The sequence below is a fragment of the Hydrogenophaga sp. SNF1 genome (assembly GCF_034421675.1).
Taxonomy (GTDB): Bacteria; Pseudomonadota; Gammaproteobacteria; order Burkholderiales; family Burkholderiaceae_C; genus Hydrogenophaga; species Hydrogenophaga borbori.
In genome coordinates this window covers 1,427,081-1,443,989 of sequence record NZ_CP139793.1, presented here as the reverse complement: position 1 = coordinate 1,443,989, position 16,909 = coordinate 1,427,081, and the positions used below count along the sequence as shown (strand labels likewise).

General features: G+C 70.0%; 18 protein-coding genes. 11 read left to right on the top strand and 7 right to left on the bottom strand.

All coding sequences use genetic code 11. From position 1 onward, the window contains the following. Position 1: 1 nt before the first annotated feature. The 5 genes from SOM08_RS07030 to SOM08_RS07010 all read left to right on the top strand — a co-directional run bounded on the left by SOM08_RS07030 (position 2) and on the right by SOM08_RS07010 (position 4,071). On the top strand, positions 2-979 hold the full coding sequence (locus tag SOM08_RS07030; protein WP_322470378.1) for a transglutaminase family protein: 978 nt from the start codon (positions 2-4) through the stop codon (positions 977-979). Between the two features lie 174 nt (positions 980-1,153). Further along, entirely contained in the window at positions 1,154-1,903 is a 750-nt protein-coding gene (locus tag SOM08_RS07025) for a DUF6531 domain-containing protein (protein WP_322470377.1), read from the top strand. A 102-nt stretch (positions 1,904-2,005) separates the two neighbouring features. After that, positions 2,006-2,716 (top strand): hypothetical protein, encoded by a 711-nt coding sequence (locus SOM08_RS07020; RefSeq protein WP_322470376.1) that lies wholly within the window; start codon positions 2,006-2,008, stop codon positions 2,714-2,716. Between the two features lie 10 nt (positions 2,717-2,726). After that, positions 2,727-3,473, top strand: coding sequence for a hypothetical protein (locus SOM08_RS07015; protein ID WP_322470375.1), 747 nt, complete (start codon positions 2,727-2,729; stop codon positions 3,471-3,473). Positions 3,474-3,603: 130 nt separating this feature from the next. Continuing rightward, positions 3,604-4,071: a RidA family protein gene (locus tag SOM08_RS07010; protein WP_116958028.1), complete on the top strand. Its 468-nt coding sequence runs from the start codon at positions 3,604-3,606 to the stop codon at positions 4,069-4,071. 17 nt (positions 4,072-4,088) lie between these two features. On the opposite strand, the gene SOM08_RS07005 is transcribed toward SOM08_RS07010, so the two are convergent. The 4 genes from SOM08_RS07005 to SOM08_RS06990 are packed head-to-tail and all read right to left on the bottom strand — an operon-like array spanning position 4,089 to position 9,749. After that, positions 4,089-4,268 (bottom strand): hypothetical protein, encoded by a 180-nt coding sequence (locus SOM08_RS07005; RefSeq protein ID WP_147326183.1) that lies wholly within the window; start codon positions 4,266-4,268, stop codon positions 4,089-4,091. A gap of 4 nt (positions 4,269-4,272) precedes the next feature. After that, positions 4,273-5,403, bottom strand: a complete 1,131-nt coding sequence (locus SOM08_RS07000; protein ID WP_116958030.1) for a DNA glycosylase AlkZ-like family protein — start codon at positions 5,401-5,403, stop codon at positions 4,273-4,275. 33 nt (positions 5,404-5,436) lie between these two features. Beyond that, positions 5,437-7,782, bottom strand: a complete 2,346-nt coding sequence (parC, locus tag SOM08_RS06995) for a DNA topoisomerase IV subunit A (protein ID WP_116958031.1) — start codon at positions 7,780-7,782, stop codon at positions 5,437-5,439. Beyond that, positions 7,782-9,749, bottom strand: coding sequence for a DNA topoisomerase IV subunit B (locus SOM08_RS06990; RefSeq protein WP_204744480.1), 1,968 nt, complete (start codon positions 9,747-9,749; stop codon positions 7,782-7,784). The genes parC and SOM08_RS06990 overlap by 1 nt, the downstream gene beginning before the upstream one ends. A gap of 168 nt (positions 9,750-9,917) precedes the next feature. Between SOM08_RS06990 and SOM08_RS06985 the strand changes: the two genes are divergently transcribed. From SOM08_RS06985 to bamC, 5 genes are all read left to right on the top strand, one after another. After that, entirely contained in the window at positions 9,918-11,153 is a 1,236-nt protein-coding gene (locus SOM08_RS06985; protein WP_116958033.1) for an MFS transporter, read from the top strand. Continuing rightward, positions 11,150-11,275, top strand: a complete 126-nt coding sequence (locus SOM08_RS06980) for a hypothetical protein (protein ID WP_281272905.1) — start codon at positions 11,150-11,152, stop codon at positions 11,273-11,275. Before SOM08_RS06985 ends, SOM08_RS06980 begins: the two co-directional genes overlap by 4 nt. After that, a complete protein-coding gene (locus tag SOM08_RS06975) occupies positions 11,275-11,829 on the top strand; it encodes a class I SAM-dependent methyltransferase (RefSeq protein WP_322470374.1) in 555 nt (184 codons plus the stop codon). The genes SOM08_RS06980 and SOM08_RS06975 overlap by 1 nt, the downstream gene beginning before the upstream one ends. Before the next feature lie 69 nt (positions 11,830-11,898). Beyond that, positions 11,899-12,786, top strand: coding sequence for a 4-hydroxy-tetrahydrodipicolinate synthase (dapA, locus tag SOM08_RS06970; protein ID WP_116958034.1), 888 nt, complete (start codon positions 11,899-11,901; stop codon positions 12,784-12,786). 146 nt (positions 12,787-12,932) lie between these two features. Further along, a complete protein-coding gene (gene bamC, locus SOM08_RS06965; RefSeq protein WP_322470373.1) occupies positions 12,933-14,048 on the top strand; it encodes an outer membrane protein assembly factor BamC in 1,116 nt (371 codons plus the stop codon). Between the two features lie 27 nt (positions 14,049-14,075). Here the strand turns inward: bamC and SOM08_RS06960 are convergent, their stop codons facing one another. Further along, positions 14,076-14,600, bottom strand: a complete 525-nt coding sequence (locus SOM08_RS06960) for a hypothetical protein (protein WP_322470372.1) — start codon at positions 14,598-14,600, stop codon at positions 14,076-14,078. Positions 14,601-14,613: 13 nt separating this feature from the next. Further along, complete coding sequence (locus SOM08_RS06955) at positions 14,614-15,762, bottom strand: JmjC domain-containing protein (protein WP_116958036.1); 1,149 nt, start codon at positions 15,760-15,762, stop codon at positions 14,614-14,616. Between the two features lie 38 nt (positions 15,763-15,800). Here SOM08_RS06955 and SOM08_RS06950 point away from each other — a divergent pair, with 38 nt between their 5' ends. Further along, positions 15,801-16,340: an FKBP-type peptidyl-prolyl cis-trans isomerase gene (locus tag SOM08_RS06950; RefSeq protein ID WP_116958037.1), complete on the top strand. Its 540-nt coding sequence runs from the start codon at positions 15,801-15,803 to the stop codon at positions 16,338-16,340. Between the two features lie 113 nt (positions 16,341-16,453). Here SOM08_RS06950 and dut read toward each other — a convergent pair whose 3' ends face one another. Beyond that, positions 16,454-16,903 (bottom strand): dUTP diphosphatase, encoded by a 450-nt coding sequence (gene dut, locus SOM08_RS06945; RefSeq protein ID WP_070398791.1) that lies wholly within the window; start codon positions 16,901-16,903, stop codon positions 16,454-16,456. Between the last annotated feature and the right edge of the window lie 6 nt (positions 16,904-16,909).

The following is a 16,909-nucleotide window of genomic DNA, read 5'->3' as shown; positions in this document are numbered from 1 at the left end:
CATGAAACTGCGCGTCCTGCACCGCACCACCTACCGCTACCAGAGCGCGGTGGACATGGCGCAGCACATGCTGCACCTGAGCCCGCGCGCCAGTGCGCTGCAGCGCGTGCTGTCGCACCGCATCGCGATCGAGCCCGAACCGGCCACGATGCACCAGAGCACCGACGCCTTCGGCAACCAGCGCCGCTTCTTCGCCCAGCAGGCGCCGCACGACACCCTGAGCGTGCTGGCCGACAGCACGGTGATGACCGCCGCGCCGCGCCCCCTGCCCGAAGACGCGCCCTGGCATGGCATGACCTGGGAGCGCGTGCGCGAACACTTCCGCTACCGCGTCAACGCGCCCTACGAGGCCGCGGCCGAATTCCTGTTCGCCTCGCCTCTGGTGGAACGCGACGAGGCCTTCGTCCAGTGGGCGCGCCCGGCCTTCGCGGCCGGCGCGCCGGTGCTGCAGGCCGCGCGCGCGCTCATGGAGCGCATCCATGGCGAACTGCGCTACGACAGCGCCAGCACCGAGGTCAGCACGCCGCCGCTGCAGGCGCTGGCGCAAGGCCGGGGCGTGTGCCAGGACTTCGCCCACATCATGATCGGCTGCCTGCGCAGCCTGGGCCTGCCCGCGCGCTACGTCAGCGGCTACCTGCTCACCCAGCCGCCGCCCGGCCAGCCGCGCCTCATTGGCGCCGACGCCTCGCACGCCTGGGCCGCCGTCTACGTACCGCGCGAGGACGGCGGCGACGGCGAGTGGTTCGACTTCGACCCCACCAACAACCGCTGCGGCTGGGGCAGCCCGGGCGAGGACTACGTGACCCTGGCCATCGGCCGCGATTTCAGCGATGTCTCGCCCATGCGCGGCGTCATCCAGGGCGGTGCCCAGCACACGCTGGACGTGGCCGTGACCGTGGCCCCGCCCGATGAGCTGGAAGGCCGCGACCTGGATACGCCCACACCGGCGAGGCCCGGCGCCACAGAACCGCCGCCCTGACCCCGCCCGCCACGCGCGGCCCCAGCGGCGGCGCTGGTGGACACGCGGCCGGGTGATTTGTGAACTTTTGTTGAAGCCCCCGCCGGCAGCCCCGACGCCCTGGGCCGCCGGCTGATGTGATCGCGCGCTCGTGCCGTGGCACGGGTGTTTCGGGTCGCATCAGGGAGGCGGGGCATGGACAGACATCACCAGGGCGCAGTGCCCGAGGCCGCGCGCCGCCGCGCCAGGCGCCGGCTGGGCGTGCTCGCTCTTGTGCTGCTGCTCGGCCAGCTGCCGACGGCCCAAGCCGCCTGCGACCCCAGCATCAGCTGCTGCGCCGGTGCGCCGGCCGCAGGCAGCCCCTGCGGTGGCGCTGGCGTGGCCACCCTGGGCAACACCTCCGGCGTGGACAGCGGCGCGGGCAACCCCCTCAACGTGCTGGGCGGCAACAAGTTCCAGCGCGAGGTGGACATGCCCGCGCTGCCCGGCGTGCTCGGCCTGGAGCTCATCCGCTACTACAACAGCGCCGACAGCGAGCGCCACCTGCTCGGGCGCGGCTGGCGCCTGAGCTACGAGACCACGCTGCGCGTGGGCACCGGTGCGCTGGCGGGCACGCTGGAAGTCGTGCAGGCCGACGGCACGCGCATCGCCTTCGCCCTGCCGCCAGACGAACGCCAAGACCCAGGCCAGGGCCAGGGCGATCTCTACCGTGGCCGAGTCCAGCGTGCTGGGCTTCGCCACCCCCCACGCCCAGGCCCAGCGCCGGCTCGACGACTTCGCTCGGGTCGTGGCCATCCGCCACCCCGGCCAAGGCTGGCGGTTCGCGCGCCACGACGAGGCCGGGCGCCTCCTCGAGACCATCGACCCCAGAGGCGCACGCCAGCGCGCCCGCTGGGACCTGGCGGGGCGGCTGACCCGGCTGGAGCGCTTCGCCCCCGGTGCTGAGGCCGGCACCACCGCAGAACAAGTCATCGACCGCCGCTACGAGCACGAGCGGCTCATCGAAGAACCTACAAGGGACAACGTATTGTGGGTTGGAGAACCCGTTTGACGGCGAACACGCCGATCGACCCCGCCAGCGACAGCCAAGTGCAGCAGTTCGCCAAGGAAACAGGCTTCAGCCATACGACCGGCAGCACGAGCAGCGAGGCGTACGGTATGTACGTCAGGATGGTGAGGTGGGTAAAGATGTTTGATTTGATGGAATCCTTCCGACGCAACGGCCATGGCAATCCAGATTCGGTCTACGACCTGCTTCATAAAAAGGCTCAGTCGCAACTGCAAGAAGGCGTGAGCCCCACAGTCGAGCAGCGGTTCGATGCGCTGCTGGTCGATCTGGGCATGACGCGAGAGGGGTTCGGCCTCTACCTACGAGCACGGCGTTGGAACGAAGGTTGGCAAGGCTTTGCCACAGCGGCGATCTTCACCGACAAGACACTCAGGGCCATATTGGTCGATGGCCCCAATGCCTTGTTTAAGAGCCAGCAGAAATTCGACCTGATCTCCGATCGCGAGATCAGATGGAAATACGCGGAATACAGGATCAAATACCCCAATGAAACGGAAGAGGACATCGTGGCGCGCATCGGCTACTTCCACAACGCAGGATCGGACGCCAAGGCCTTGTCCGTGGCACGAAACTTTGAGTACGCCAAGGGATTGGTGGGCATCTGGAGCAACACCACCAAGACGCCTTGCGAAGTCATGAAGGTGCCACGACTGGCGCTCGATCCCATCAAGATCAAATCGAAACAGTAGGAGAAATGCCATGCGGAAGATGCAATGGATGCCGATCGCCCTGACGGCGTTGGTCATCGCTACCAGCTCCGCAAGAGGGCAAAACCTGTTAGCCGGCGCGGGCCCATCGAATACGGAGGCCACGGGACTGACGATCGATCGGCCTGCGTGCAAGCAGGACATGAAAGCTTGGAAGAGGTTCTCTCCGTGGGCTTATCTGCGCAACGAGGCATGGACGCCGAAAGAGATTGCCAGACTCGACCGGTCTTGGCGCAAGGAGGACGCCGTCGACGTGACCTGGGTAGACATCGACGGCGACGGCTGGTGTGATGCGATCACCTCGGCTGACGAAGAGCCCTACAAGAACGCAAAGGGAAAGCCTGTTTTGCTTCTTCAGCCGCGAGGAATCTATCTGCGAACAGAGCGAGGGTTCGAGCCCTTTGGGGGGGGAAGGCTTTCGGTCGACCACGAAGGCAGCTCTTTCACGGTTTACTGGGACACCGAATCCCACTCCGCCGCCATCTACTCGCGCATATGGCAAGGCAATCTCATTGCGGGGCTGGGGCCCGGCGACGACGCCTTTCATTTTCGCCAGATGATGCGCGCCTCGTTCGCCGCTCACAAAGCCGGCAACGTCGATGAAGAGAGTCAATACGCCACCGAGGTCGAGCCCTTCCTCTATACCTCCAGGTACCTGCCCCGTGCGGTGGTCAAGCGCATCTGGGCCGAAGAGGCCCAACGCGCTGGGGTGGATTTGGCGTTTCCCTACGCCGATTGAGCGTCGAGGTGTTGGGCCCAGCGAAAGAGGCCGTGGCTTGTCCCTCGCACGCAGACCACCAATCGCGCCCATGGGGCGCCACTAGAATGGCCCGCTCTTTTTCGCCATTCCCATCCCTTAGGAGCGACCGATGAGCGCACTCGCCAAGCTCAAGCAACTGGGCATCACCCTGCCCCCCGTGGCCACCCCGGCCGCCGCCTACGTGCCCTTCGTGCAGACCGGCCAGTTGGTGTTCATCAGCGGCAACATCGCCCGCAAGGACGGCAAGGCCTGGGTCGGCCAGCTGGGCCTGACCATGGAAACCGACGAGGGCAAGGAGGCCGCGCGCAGCATCGCCATCGCCCTCATGGGCACGCTGCAGGCCGCCTGCCAGGCTTCGGGCAAGACGCTGGACGACGTCAAGCGCATCGTCAAGGTGCTGAGCCTGGTCAACAGCACGCCCACCTACACCGAGCAGCACCTGGTCACCAACGGCTGCAGCGAGCTGCTGGGCGAGGTGTTCGGCGACGCCGGCCAGCATGCGCGCAGCGCTTTCGGTGTGGCGCAGCTCCCCATGGGGGCCTGCGTGGAGATCGAGCTGATCGCGGAGCTGAACTGAGGCTCAGCGCTTGAGGTTCAGCGTTGGCGGCGCGCGTTCGCGCGCCGCACCTGCCGGCTCTGGCCGGCGGCTTGCTTCGCCTTCTCCCGGTCCGCGCGCCGCTGGGTGAAGTACCTCGTGGCGTAGCGGGACACGGCGAACGCCAGCACCCCGAACGCGACCGCGATCACCACGCCGGTGAGCTCGCCAGATGGCATCGTTTCACTCCTGGGGCCCGCCCACGGCGCGCCCATAACCCGACAGAAATGCCTCGAAGCGCGCCAGTTCCTCGTCGAGCGCGCGCTTGAAGGCGGCATCGCGCGGCGCCCGGCCCGACACGAAACCCAGCTCGCGCACCAGGCGCCCGCGTTCCAGGCGCAGATTGGCCCAGCCCAGCACCTGTTCCCCCCACAGCAGCGGCAGCGCGTAGTGGCCCATGGTGCGCCGGGGCGCCGGCAGGTAGGCCTCGAAGCGGTAGGCCCAGCCCCACAGCATCTCGAAGCGGCGGCGGTCCCACACCACCGGATCGAAGGGAGCGAGCAGCCGCAGGCCTGTCCCGTCCGGCTGGTGGCGGCGCGAGGCGGGGTTTTCGTCGGCCGGCCAGAACCAGGTGGTGCCATCGACCACCGCGTGGCCGTAGCGCGTGCGCGCGGCCTGGGCGACGGCGCGGGCCTCGGCCGCGAGCTGCGGCGCGCCGTAGCGCAGCAGCGTGACCAGGTAGCCGAGGCTGGATGCGGGCAGCGGCGCGTAGAGGTTCACGATGGCGTCGACCAGCGCCTCGGCGCGCGCCCGGCGCGCGGCGGGACTGTCGTCCTGCGCGGCGTGCTCCATGGCCTCGTACAGCCGCGTGCCGCCTTCGCGCCGGCGCACGCGCAGCCAGCCGTGGTAGTGCATGTGGTCCAGCAGGCGCGTGCTGGCGTTCAGGTCGCCACCCCAGTAACCGGCCACGCGACCGTGGTGGGCGAAGGCCTGGCCCACCTCGCGCGGGTGGGCCAGGCCGCGCTCGCGCACGAAATCGAGCACGGCCCGCGCGCGCTGGGTGGTGTCGGCATCCCAGGCCTGGCGCGGCGTGCGCGGGTGCAGCAGGGCCAGCATGCCGCGCGGCACGAAGCCGTAGTTGACGAAGGCGTCTTCCTCCAGGCCCAGGCGCTCGTAGCGGCGCTCCAGGTCGCCCGCGCGGTAGTCGCGCACGCGCTGGAACAGGATGAGGTCCTGCGCGCGCGCCGGCGCGCGCATGGGGTCGGCCTGCACGAAGCCCAGCCGGCGCACCGCGGCCGGCAGCGCCAGCGGCCTGAACAGGCTGCGCGCGATCGCGTGGCGGCGCAGCGCGTCGAGGGTCAGGGGCGTGGCCATCGGCAACGAAGGAAGGCGCCGGGGCCGCGCGGCTTACTCGACCCGCGTGACCCGTGAAGGCTTGAAGCCCAGGTCCGCCGCCTTGCCCTTGCGGCCGCGCGCGGCACGGGCGTTGTTCAGGCTGCGGATCTCCAAGGTTTCGTCGCGCTCCTTGCCGCCTCGGCCGATGCCTTCGATCTTCACGCTGCGGATGTAGGCGGCGGCGCCGGCCAAGGTGTCCTTGGGCTCCAGGTCGAGCAGCATCAGGCCGCGTCCGCCCTTGTCCATCTGCTTGAGTTCGGTGATCTCGAAGGTGAGGATGCGACCGCCCGTGGAGGCGCAGCACACGTGCGTGGCCGGCGCCAGCGGCTGGCCGCCCGAGGAGAAGGCCGCGTGCGAGGGCGCGCAGGGCGTCTCGCCCTCGCCCAGGCTGATGAAGGTCTTGCCGCCGCGCTGGCGCGACACCATGGACTCCACCGTGGCGATGAAGCCGTAGCCGCCACTGCTGGACAGCAGCAGCGCCGCGTTCGCGGGCCCCGCGAAGTAGTGCAGCGGCTGGGTGCCGCTTTCCAGGTCGATCAGCGTGGTGACGGGCTGGCCGTCGCCGCGGGCGCCGGGCAGGCTGGCCACGGGCACCGAATACACGCGGCCGTTGCTGCCGATCACGATGAGCACGTCCACCGTGCGGCATTCGAAGGTGCCGTAGAGACCGTCGCCGGCCTTGAAGGCGAACGCGGAGGCCTCGTGGCCGTGACCGGTGCGCGCGCGCACCCAGCCCTTGCTCGACACCACCACCGTCACGGGTTCGTCGACCACCTTGATCTCGGCCACGGCCTTCTTCTCGGCCTGGATCAGCGTGCGGCGTTCGTCCGCGAAGGCCTTGGTGTCGGCCTCGATCTCCTTGACCATCAGGCGCTTGAGGCTCGCGGGGTTGGCGAGGATGTCCTCCAGCTTCGCCTGTTCCTCGCGCAGGTTCTTGAGCTCCTGCTCGATCTTGATCGCCTCCAGCCGCGCGAGCTGGCGCAGGCGGATCTCGAGGATGTCCTCGGCCTGGCGCTCGCTGAGCCGGAAGGCCTCGATCAGCGCGGCCTTGGGCTCGTCGCTGTGGCGGATGATGCGGATCACCTCGTCGATGTTCAGCAGCACGAGCTGCCGGCCTTCGAGGATGTGGATGCGGTCCAGCACCTTGTCGAGGCGGTGCTGGGAGCGGCGCGTGATGGTGGTTTGGCGGAATTCGATCCACTCCACCAGCATCTGCCGCAGCGATTTCTGCACCGGCCGGCCGTCGAGACCGATCACCGTGAGGTTGATCGAGGCCGAGGTTTCGAGGCTGGTGTGCGCGAGCAGCTGCGTGATGAGCTCCTGCTGCTCGATGCGGCTGCTCTTGGGCTCGAAGACCAGTCGCACCGGCGCGTCCTTGCTCGACTCGTCGCGCACGCCGTCGAGCACCGCGAGGATGCTGGCCTTGAGCTGGTTCTGCTCCTGCGTGAGCGCTTTCTTGCCGGTCTTGAGCTTGGGGTTGGTGAGCTCTTCGATCTCTTCCAGCACCTTCTGCGTGCTGGTGCCCGGCGGCAGCTCGGTCACCACCATCTGCCACTGGCCGCGCGCCAGGTCCTCGATCTTCCAGCGCGCCCGCACCTTGAGGCTGCCGCGGCCGCTGCGGTAGGCGTCGGCGATGTCGCCGGCCGGGCTGATGATCTGGCCGCCGCCCGGGTAGTCGGGGCCGGGGACCAGGGCGAACAGTTCTTCGTCGCTGAGCCTGGGGCTCTTGATCAGCGCCACGCAGGCCTCGGCGACCTCGCGCAGGTTGTGGCTGGGCACCTCGGTGGCCAGGCCCACGGCGATGCCGCTGGCGCCGTTGAGCAGGTTGAAGGGCAGGCGCGCGGGCAGCTGCCGGGGCTCGGTGGTGGAGCCGTCGTAGTTGGGCACGAAGTCCACCGTGCCCTCGTCGATCTCGTCGAGCAGCAGGCCGCTGATCTTGGCCAGGCGGGCCTCGGTGTAGCGCATGGCCGCGGCGCCGTCGCCGTCGCGCGAGCCGAAGTTGCCCTGGCCGTCGATCAGCGGGTAGCGCTGCGCGAAGTCCTGCGCCATGCGCACCAGGGCGTCGTAGGCGGCCTGGTCGCCGTGCGGGTGGAAGCGGCCGAGCACGTCGCCGACCACGCGCGCACTTTTGACCGGGCGCGCGGCGGCGTTGCCGCTGTAGCCCAGGCCCATGCGCTCCATGCTGTAGAGGATGCGCCGCTGCACCGGCTTCTGGCCGTCGCACACGTCGGGCAGCGCGCGGCCCTTGACGACGGACAGCGCGTACTCGAGGTAGGCGCGCTGGGCGTAGGCCGCCAGGCTGTCGTCGGGTTCGGCCGCGGGCGCCAGCGGCAGTTCGGGGGTGTTCACATCAGACATCAGATATCCACCTCCACGGCGTCACCGTGAAGTTCCATGAGTTCGCGCCGCGCGGCGGCTTCGCCCTTGCCCATCAGCTGGGTGATGCGTGCCTCGGTGGTGGCGAAGTCGTGCGCGCCCAGGGTGACAGGCAGCAGGCGGCGGGTGTCGGGGTTGAGCGTGGTGTCCCAGAGCTGCTCGGCGCTCATCTCGCCCAGGCCCTTAAAGCGGCTGACCTGGCATTTTTCGGCCGGCACGCCTTCCTTGGCGGCCTTGTCGAGCGCGGCGTGCAACTCGCCCTCGTCCAGCGCGTACACCTTGGCCGCGGGCTTCTTGCCGCGCGCGGGAATGTCCACGCGGAACAGTGGCGGGCGCGCCACGTAGACGTTGCCCGATTCGATCAGTTTGGGGAAATGGCGGAAGAACAGCGTCAGCAGCAGCACCTGGATGTGCGAGCCGTCGACGTCGGCGTCGGACAGGATGCAGACCTTGCCGTAGCGCAGGCCGCTCAGGTCGGGCGAGTCGTTGGGGCCGTGCGGGTCGACGCCGATGGCGACCGCGATGTCGTGGATCTCGTTGTTGGCGAACAGGCGGTCGCGCTCCACCTCCCAGGTGTTGAGCACCTTGCCGCGCAGCGGCAGGATGGCCTGGCATTCCTTGTCGCGGCCCATCTTGGCGCTGCCGCCGGCCGAGTCGCCCTCGACCAGAAAGATCTCGTTGTGGCTGAGGTCGCGGCTTTCGCAGTCGGTGAGCTTGCCGGGCAGCACGGCCACGCCGCTGCCCTTGCGCTTCTCCACCTTCTGGCCCGCGCGCTGGCGCGTCTGCGCCGCCTTGATGGCCAGTTCGGCCAGCTTCTTGCCGTGTTCCACGTGCTGGTTGAGCCAGAGCTCCAGCGCCGGGCGCACGAAGCTGGAGACCAGGCGCACCGCGTCGCGCGAGTTCAGGCGCTCCTTGATCTGGCCCTGGAACTGCGGGTCGAGCACCTTCGCCGAGAGCACGTAGCTGGCGCGCGCGAACACGTCCTCGGGCAGCAGCTTCACGCCCTTGGGCAGCAGGGCGTGCAGCTCGATGAAGCTTTTGACCGCCTGGAACAGGCCGTCGCGCAGGCCGCTGTCGTGCGTGCCGCCGGCGCTGGTGGGGATGAGGTTGACGTAGCTCTCGCGCACCGGCGCGCCGTCCTCGGTGAAGGCCACGCACCAGGCAGCGCCCTCGCCTTCGGCGAAGCTGTCGTGGCCGGCCTCGGCAAAGCCCTCGCCCTCGAACATGGGGATCACCGGATCGGCGGTGAGCGTCTGCTGCAGGTAGTCGCGCAGGCCGCCCTTGTACTGCCAGGTCTGGGTCTCCTTCGTCTTCTCGACCACCAGCTGCATGGTCACGCCGGGCATGAGCACGGCCTTGCTGCGCAGCAGGTGCACGAGCTCGTTCATGGGCAGCGCGGCCGATTCGAAGTACTTCGCATCGGGCCAGGCGCGCACCGAGGTGCCCTGCTTGCGGTCGCCCTCGCCGCGCGGTGCCACGGCCAGCGGCTCGATCACGTCACCGCCGGAGAAGGCCAGGCGCGCCACCTGGCCGTCGCGAAAGCTGGTGACCTCCAGCCGTTTGGACAGCGCGTTGGTCACACTCACGCCCACGCCGTGCAGGCCGCCCGAAAAGCTGTAGGCGCCGCCCTTGCCCTTGTCGAACTTGCCGCCCGCGTGCAGGCGGGTGAACACCAGCTCGACCACCGGGGCCTGTTCCTCGGGGTGCAGGCCGAAGGGGATGCCCCGGCCCTCGTCTTCCACGCCGACCGAACCGTCGGCGTGCAGCGTGACCTTGATCTTCTTGCCGAACCCCGCCAGCGCCTCGTCGGCCGCGTTGTCCAGCACTTCCTGAATGATGTGCAGCGGGTTGTCGGTGCGGGTGTACATGCCCGGCCGCTGCTTGACCGGCTCCAGCCCCTTGAGGACGCGGATGGAGCCTTCCGAATAGGTGGAGGGGGTGCTTGCCATGGGCGCGGATTGTAGGGGCGGACGGCGAAAACCACTGGATGGATTCCCAGCCCTTCTGTCGGCGCGGGCCGGCGATGCCCTGCGCGCAACAAAAACGCGCAGAAATTTCAATCGCCCCTGCCTCCCCCGCGACGCCCGGGGCGAATGGCCCTTGGGCACAATCCGCCGATGACCTCCGCCACCCCGGGCGCTCCGCGCCTCTCCGCTACCCAGGTCCTGCTCTGCGGGGCCCTGATCGTCACCTTGTCCATGGGCATCCGCCACGGCTTCGGCCTGTGGCTGCAGCCCATCACCCAGGCCCAGGGCTGGACGCGCGAAACCTTCGCCTTCGCGCTGGCGGTGCAGAACCTGGCCTGGGGGGTGTTCGGCATCTTCGCCGGCATGGCGGCCGACCGCTTCGGCGCCTTCCGCGTGCTGCTGGTGTGCGCCGGCCTGTATGCCCTGGGCCTGGCGGGCATGGCGCTGTCCACGTCCACCCTGTCGTTCGCGCTCACCACGGGCGTGCTGATCGGCGCGGCCCAGGCCGGCACCACCTACGCCGTCATCTACGGCGTGATCGGCCGCCAGATCGCGGCCGAGCGCCGCTCCTGGGCCATGGGCGTGGCCGCGGCGGCCGGCTCCTTCGGCCAGTTCCTCATGGTGCCGGTGGAAGGCTGGCTGATCGCGGGGCTGGGCTGGCAGAACGCGCTGCTGGTGCTGGCGGTGGCGGTGCTGCTGATCGCGCCGCTGGCCGTGGGCCTGCGCGAGCCCGGTTTCGCGGGCAGCGCGCCGGCCAGGCGCGAGCAGACCATCGCCCAGGCCCTGCGCGAGGCCTTCCGGTACCGCAGCTTCCAGCTGCTGATGGCGGGCTATTTCGTCTGCGGCTTCCAGGTGGTGTTCATCGGCGTGCACATGCCCAGCTACCTCAAGGACAACGGGCTGTCGCCCCAGGTGGCCAGCTACGCGCTCGCGCTCATCGGCCTGTTCAACGTCATCGGCACCTACGCCGCCGGCGCGCTGGGCCAGCGCATCGCCAAGCGCCACATCCTGGCCTTCATCTACCTGGCGCGCGCGGTCGCCATCGCCTGCTTCCTGTGGGCGCCGCTCACGCCCCTGAGCGTCTACGTGTTCTCCTCGGTGATGGGCCTGCTGTGGCTGTCCACCATCCCGCCCACCAACGCCACCGTGGCGCAGATCTTCGGCGTGGCCCACTTGTCCATGCTGGGCGGCTTCGTCTTCTTCAGCCACCAGATCGGCAGTTTCCTGGGCGTGTGGCTGGGCGGCTACCTGTACGACCGGACCGGCAGCTACGACATCGTCTGGTACATCGCCATCGCCCTGGGCGTGTTCGCGGCCCTCGTGAACCTGCCGGTGCGCGAGGCGCCGATCCTGCGCGGGCCGCGGCGCGTGGGAGCCACCGCATGAGCCTGCTGCAGCGCGGCCTGGTCTGGAGCGCGGCGCTTGCGGGCCTGCTGGCCACGTTCGCGCTGTACCAGCGGCCCGACTTCCTCGTGGACCTCGCCGACCGGCTCTGGAGCTGCTTCTGATGCACGGCACGCTGGCGCCATCGGCCTGGGTGCGGCGCTGGTCCCACCTGGTGCCCAGGGGCGGCGCGGTGTTGGACGTGGCCTGCGGCCACGGCCGCCACCTGCGCTGGTTCGCGCAGCGCGGACACCCGGTGACGGGCGTGGACCGGGACCCCGAGGCCATCGCCGCCATCCAGGGACTGGGCCGCGCCGTGCAGGCCGATATCGAGAACGGCCCCTGGCCCTTCGAGGGCCAGCGATTCGCCGGCGTGGTGGTCACCAACTACCTGTGGCGCTCGCTGATGCCCCACCTGCTGGACAGCGTGGCCGAGGGCGGCGTGCTGATCTACGAGACCTTCGCCATCGACCACGCCAGCGTCGGCAAGCCCTCGCGACCCGACTTCCTGCTGCGCCCCGGGGAACTGCTCACGGCGGCCAGCGGTCTTCGCATCGTGGCCTATGAAGACGGTTTCTGCGCGGCCCCCGACCGCTTCGTGCAGCGCCTGGCGGCGGTGCGCGAGACCCGTTCCCGCGAGGCAGCACCCGCCCGGTACCCCCTGGATGCCGCTGGGTAGAATGCTCCGCTTATCCGCCCCTCGAGGGCGTCCAGCGCGCGCCCGGCCGCGCTGACACACCGATCCGCCATGCAAATGATCACCGGCAGCATCGTGGCCCTGGCCACCCCGTTCAACCCCGACGGCAGCGTCGATTACCCCGGCCTTCGCAAGCTGGTCGACTGGCACATCGCCGAGGGCACCGACTGCATCGGCGTGGTCGGCACCACGGGCGAATCGCCCACGGTCACGGTGGAAGAGCACTGCGAAATCATCCGCGTATCGGTGGAGCAGGCCAACAAGCGCGTGCCCATCATGGCCGGCTGCGGCGCCAACTCCACGGCCGAGGCCATCAACCTCGCCAAGTTCGCGCGCGGCGTGGGGGCCGACTGCCAGCTGCAGGTGGTGCCCTACTACAACAAGCCCACGCAGGAAGGCCAGTTCCAGCATTTCAAGGCCATCGCCGAGGCCACGGGCGACCTGCCCATCGTGCTCTACAACGTGCCCGGCCGCACCGTGGCCGACATGCAGCTCGACACCGTGCTGCGCCTGAGCCAGGTCAAGGGCATCGTCGGCATCAAGGAAGCCACCGGCAACATCGAGCGCGCGCAGTGGCTCATCCGCGAGGCGCCGGCGGATTTCGCCATCTACTCGGGCGACGATCCCACCGCCGTCGCCCTCATGCTCTGTGGCGGCCACGGCAACGTGAGCGTCACCGCCAACATCGCGCCGCGCGCCATGCACGAGCTCTGCGTGGCCGCCGTCGCGGGCGACGCGAAGCAGGCCATGGCCATCCAGAAGCGCCTGCTGCCCCTGCACAAGCAGCTCTTCTGCGAATCCAACCCCATTCCGCTCAAGTGGGCCATGGCCCGCCTGGGCCTGTGCGGCGAGACCATGCGCCTGCCGCTCACGCCCATGTCGCGCCAGTACGTGCCGCAGGTCGAAGCCGCACTGCGCGAGTCCGGCCTGCTGACATGAAACACCCCCGCCGCGCTTCGCGCGTCCCCCTCAAGGGGGCGGCACCTGCGGCCTGGCAAAGCCAGTTCCGCGGTGCCACTCCACAAGGCACGCGCGCGGGACACTGAAGCCACCTTCCCGTTCTTCTGCCCTTACCCCTCATGCCGATGCGCTCATTCGCCCACTCCGCACGTCCGCTCCTTCGCCTCGGCCTGATCGCGTGCGCTGCGCTGCTCGCCACGGGTTGTTCCATCCTCAAAGAGGACAAGATCGACTACAAGACCGCGCAGGAAGGCAAACGGCTGGATGTGCCGCCCGACCTGACGCAGCTCAGCCGCGAGTCGCGCTACGTGGTGCCGGGCTCGGCCGTCACCGCCAGCGGCTTCCAGGCCGGCCAGGCCAATGCCGCCGCCGCACAGGGCAGCGGCACCGCCACCGTGGAGGTGGGCGACGTGCGCATCGAACGCGCCGGCTCGCAGCGCTGGCTGGTGGTCAACCGCCCGGCCGGCCAGCTGTGGGGCCCCATCCGCGACTTCTGGCAGGAGAACGGCTTCCTGCTCGAGACCGACCAGGAAACCCTGGGCATCATGGAAACCGACTGGGCCGAGAACCGCGCCAAGCTGCCGCAGGACATCATCCGGCGCACCATCGGCCGCCTGTTCGACAGCCTCTATTCCACCGGCGAGTACGACAAGTTCCGCACCCGGCTGGAGCGCAACGCCAGCGGCGGCACCGAGATCTACATCACCCACCGCGGCATGGTCGAGGTCTATGCCAACCAGCGCGAGAACCAGACCGCGTGGCAGCCCCGCCCGGCCGACCCGGAGCTCGAAGCCGAATTCCTGCGCCGCCTGATGGTCAAGCTCGGCGTGAGCGAGACCCAGGCCCAAGCGGTGGCCGCCACCGCGCCCACGAAGTCGCAGGCCGCGCGCGTGACCACGGTGAACAACCGGCCGGCGCTGCAGTTCGAGGACAACTTCGACCGCGCCTGGCGCCGCGTGGGCCTGTCGCTGGATCGCAGCGGCTTCACGGTGGAAGACCGCAACCGCAGCGAAGGCACCTACTTCGTGCGCTACGTGGAGCCGGCCAAGCCGGGTGAGAAGCCCGGCTTCTTCGCCCGCATGTTCGGCGCCGACGACAAGCAGCCCACGCCGCAGCGCTACCGCATCGTCGTCAAGAGCGAGGCCGAGCTGACCACGGTGTCGGTGCTCGACGCGCAGGGCCAGCCCGACGGCTCGGCGAATGCGCAGCGCATCGTGCAGCTGCTGGCCGCGGATCTGTAATCCCCCCGCCGCGCTTGGCGCGCGGCCTTACAGGCCCAAGGTGGTTGGCGCGAAGGCCGGCCGCCCCTTCATCCACCACTCGTCCAGGCGCTCGTGCAGCGCCACGCGGCGCTCGGGCGCGCGGCTGGCCACGAGGCTGCAGCGCACCGGGTCCAGACGCTCCAGCGTCCAGTCCGCGGTCCAGATCACGCCGGGCAGCTCGTGCGGCGAGGCCTGTGGCACGGCGTGGGCCTCGATCAGGTGGGCCCAGGTGGTGCGCCAGGCCGTGAAGCGCGGGTGCAGGGTGCGCAAGGCGCTGAAGTCGCGCGCCAGCAGGCGCATGCGGCGCCCCCGCTGGGCCCAGGCGTTCAGCGCCGCGATAACCGAGCGCTCCCCGAGCGGCCAGTCGGCGAAGTCATCGTCCACCAGCCAGAGCATCGGCCAGGCCTGCGAGGCCGCCGCGCCGATGCCCTGGCGCACCGCATCGGCGAAGGCCACGCGCCCGACCAGCCGGCCTTCGGGCAATTCCACCGGGTCGGGCGCGGGGCTGTCGCGGGCTTCGGCGTCGGACATGGGCTTTCCTCGCTCACTCGGTGTCGTGGTGCAGCCAGCCGGCCTCGAACCAGTCGGCCAGCACGGCCTGGGCCTCGGCGCTGGCCCGTCGGGTGTCGTCCGCGCTCAAGCGTCGCTGGTCGGCCAGGCGGCGCATGAGGCGCGCGTCGGCGCCGCCGGCGCGCAGGCCCTCGCCATTGATGAACACGTGGCGGTCGTCGTACATCATGCGCGTGCGCCGATCCAGCCGCAAGGCGCCGGGCGCCCAGGCGCTGGCGGGCTCGTCGAACCAGGTGTGGGGCTTGGGCTCGGTCATCACCTCGCCCAGGGCCAGCGCCAGCGCCTCGCGCTCGCCCAGCAGGCGCTGCAGCGCGTCGGCCGCGAAGGCCTGCAGGCCCTCGGGCAGCCGGGCGGGCTGCGCGGTGGCGGCCTGCGCCGGGTCGCGGTAGAGGGTGTCGTCCTCCAGCGCGTCGGCCATGCGCTGCAGCAGTTCGCCGGCCAGGCCACCGCGCTGCGGCGCGCGAAAGCCGATCGAGCAGGTCATGCAATCGCCGCCCACGGCCTCGCCGTCGTGCGCCCAGCGCGGTGGCAGGTAGAGCATGTCGCCGGGCTCCAGCACGAACTCCTCTTCCGGCTCGAAGTGCTGGAGGATCTTGAGCGGCACGCCGGGCCGCAGGCTCAGGTCCTTCTGGCGGCCGATGCGCCAGCGCCGCCGGCCCGTGGCCTGCAACAGGAAGACGTCGTAGCTGTCGAAGTGCGGACCCACGCCGCCGCCCTCGCTGGCCCAGGACACCATGAGGTCGTCCAGCCGCGCGTCGGGCACGAAGCGGAAGCGCTGCAGCAGCGCGTGCGCGGCGTCGCTGTGCAGGTCCACGCCCTGCACCAGCAGCGTCCAGCGCGGCCGGTTCTGCGGCGGCAGCGCGCGCCGAGCGAACGGGCCGTGGCGCAGACGCCAGCCGGCGCGGGCGTGCTCGACGAGCCGCGACTCGACACCCTCCCGCCCGGCCAGCTCGAACAGGGCGGCGCGCGCCAGCGGCGGTTGGAAGCCCGGGATGGCCTGGCGGATCAGCAAGGGCTTCTTCTGCCAGTGGCGGCGCATGAAGCGCTCGGGGCTGAGGCCGCCGAGCAGGGCCAGCGGTTCGTCGGACAGGGGGGCGGTGCTCGGGCCGGTGTTGGGGCTCATGGGAGAATTGTCCGATGAAATCCGACGCCGCTTCCCCGATGGCCGTGACGCCCCAGTGCGTCGTGGCGCTCTCCTGGACCCTGAAGGACACGCTGGGCGAGGAACTCGACGTGCTGGAGGAGCCGGTCGAGTTCCTCGTCGGCGGCAACGACCTGCTCGGCAAGATCGAAGAGGCCCTGCAGGGCCACGTGGCCGGCGACACGCTGGACCTGCACCTGGAGCCGCTCGACGCCTTCGGCGACTACGACGACCAGCTGCTGTTCCTGGAGCCGCGCGACCGCTTCCCCGAGCAGCTGGAAGAGGGCATGGGCTTCGAGGGCCTGCCCCCCGGCTGCAACCCCGCCGCGCCGCGCGACCGCCTCTTCTTCGTGAGCGACATCTACCCCGACCACGTGGTGCTCGACGGCAACCACCCGCTCGCGGGCATCGCCATCCGCATCCACCTCAAGCTGCACGCGGTGCGCGAGGCCACGGAGGAAGAGATCGGTCAGGGCACGCTGGGGGCGGGCTTCTTTCGCACCCAGCTCGACGTGACGGACCCGGCGCAGTCGCCGCCGGTCCCGCCGACCCTGCACTGACAAGAAACACCCCCGCCGCGCTTCGCGCCCCCCTCAAGGGGGCGGCGCCTGCGGCCCGGCAAAGCCGGTTCCGCGGCGCCTCTTGGTTGCGTGGCTGGTGCGGCGGAAGTTTTTCAGCCTCGTCCCGTCGAGCCGTAGCCGCCCGCGCCGCGGGCGCTCTCGGCCGCGAAGTCGTCGACCACGTTGAAGCGCGCCTGCACCACGGGCACGATGACCATCTGCGCCAGGCGCTCCATGGGCTCGATGGTGAAGGCCACGTCGCTGCGGTTCCAGGCGCTCACCATGAGCTGGCCCTGGTAGTCGCTGTCGATCAGGCCAACGAGGTTGCCCAGCACGATGCCGTGTTTGTGGCCCAGGCCCGAGCGCGGCAGGATCAGCGCCGCGTAGCCCGGGTCGGCCAGGTGGATGGCCAGGCCGGTGGGCACCAGTTGCCAGGCGTTGGGCGCCAGGTGCAGCGGGGCGTCCAGGCAGGCGCGCAGGTCCAGCCCGGCGCTGCCCGGCGTGGCGTAGGCGGGCAACTGGCCCGCCATGCGCGGGTCGAGGATCTTGACGTCGATCTGCATGCGCTC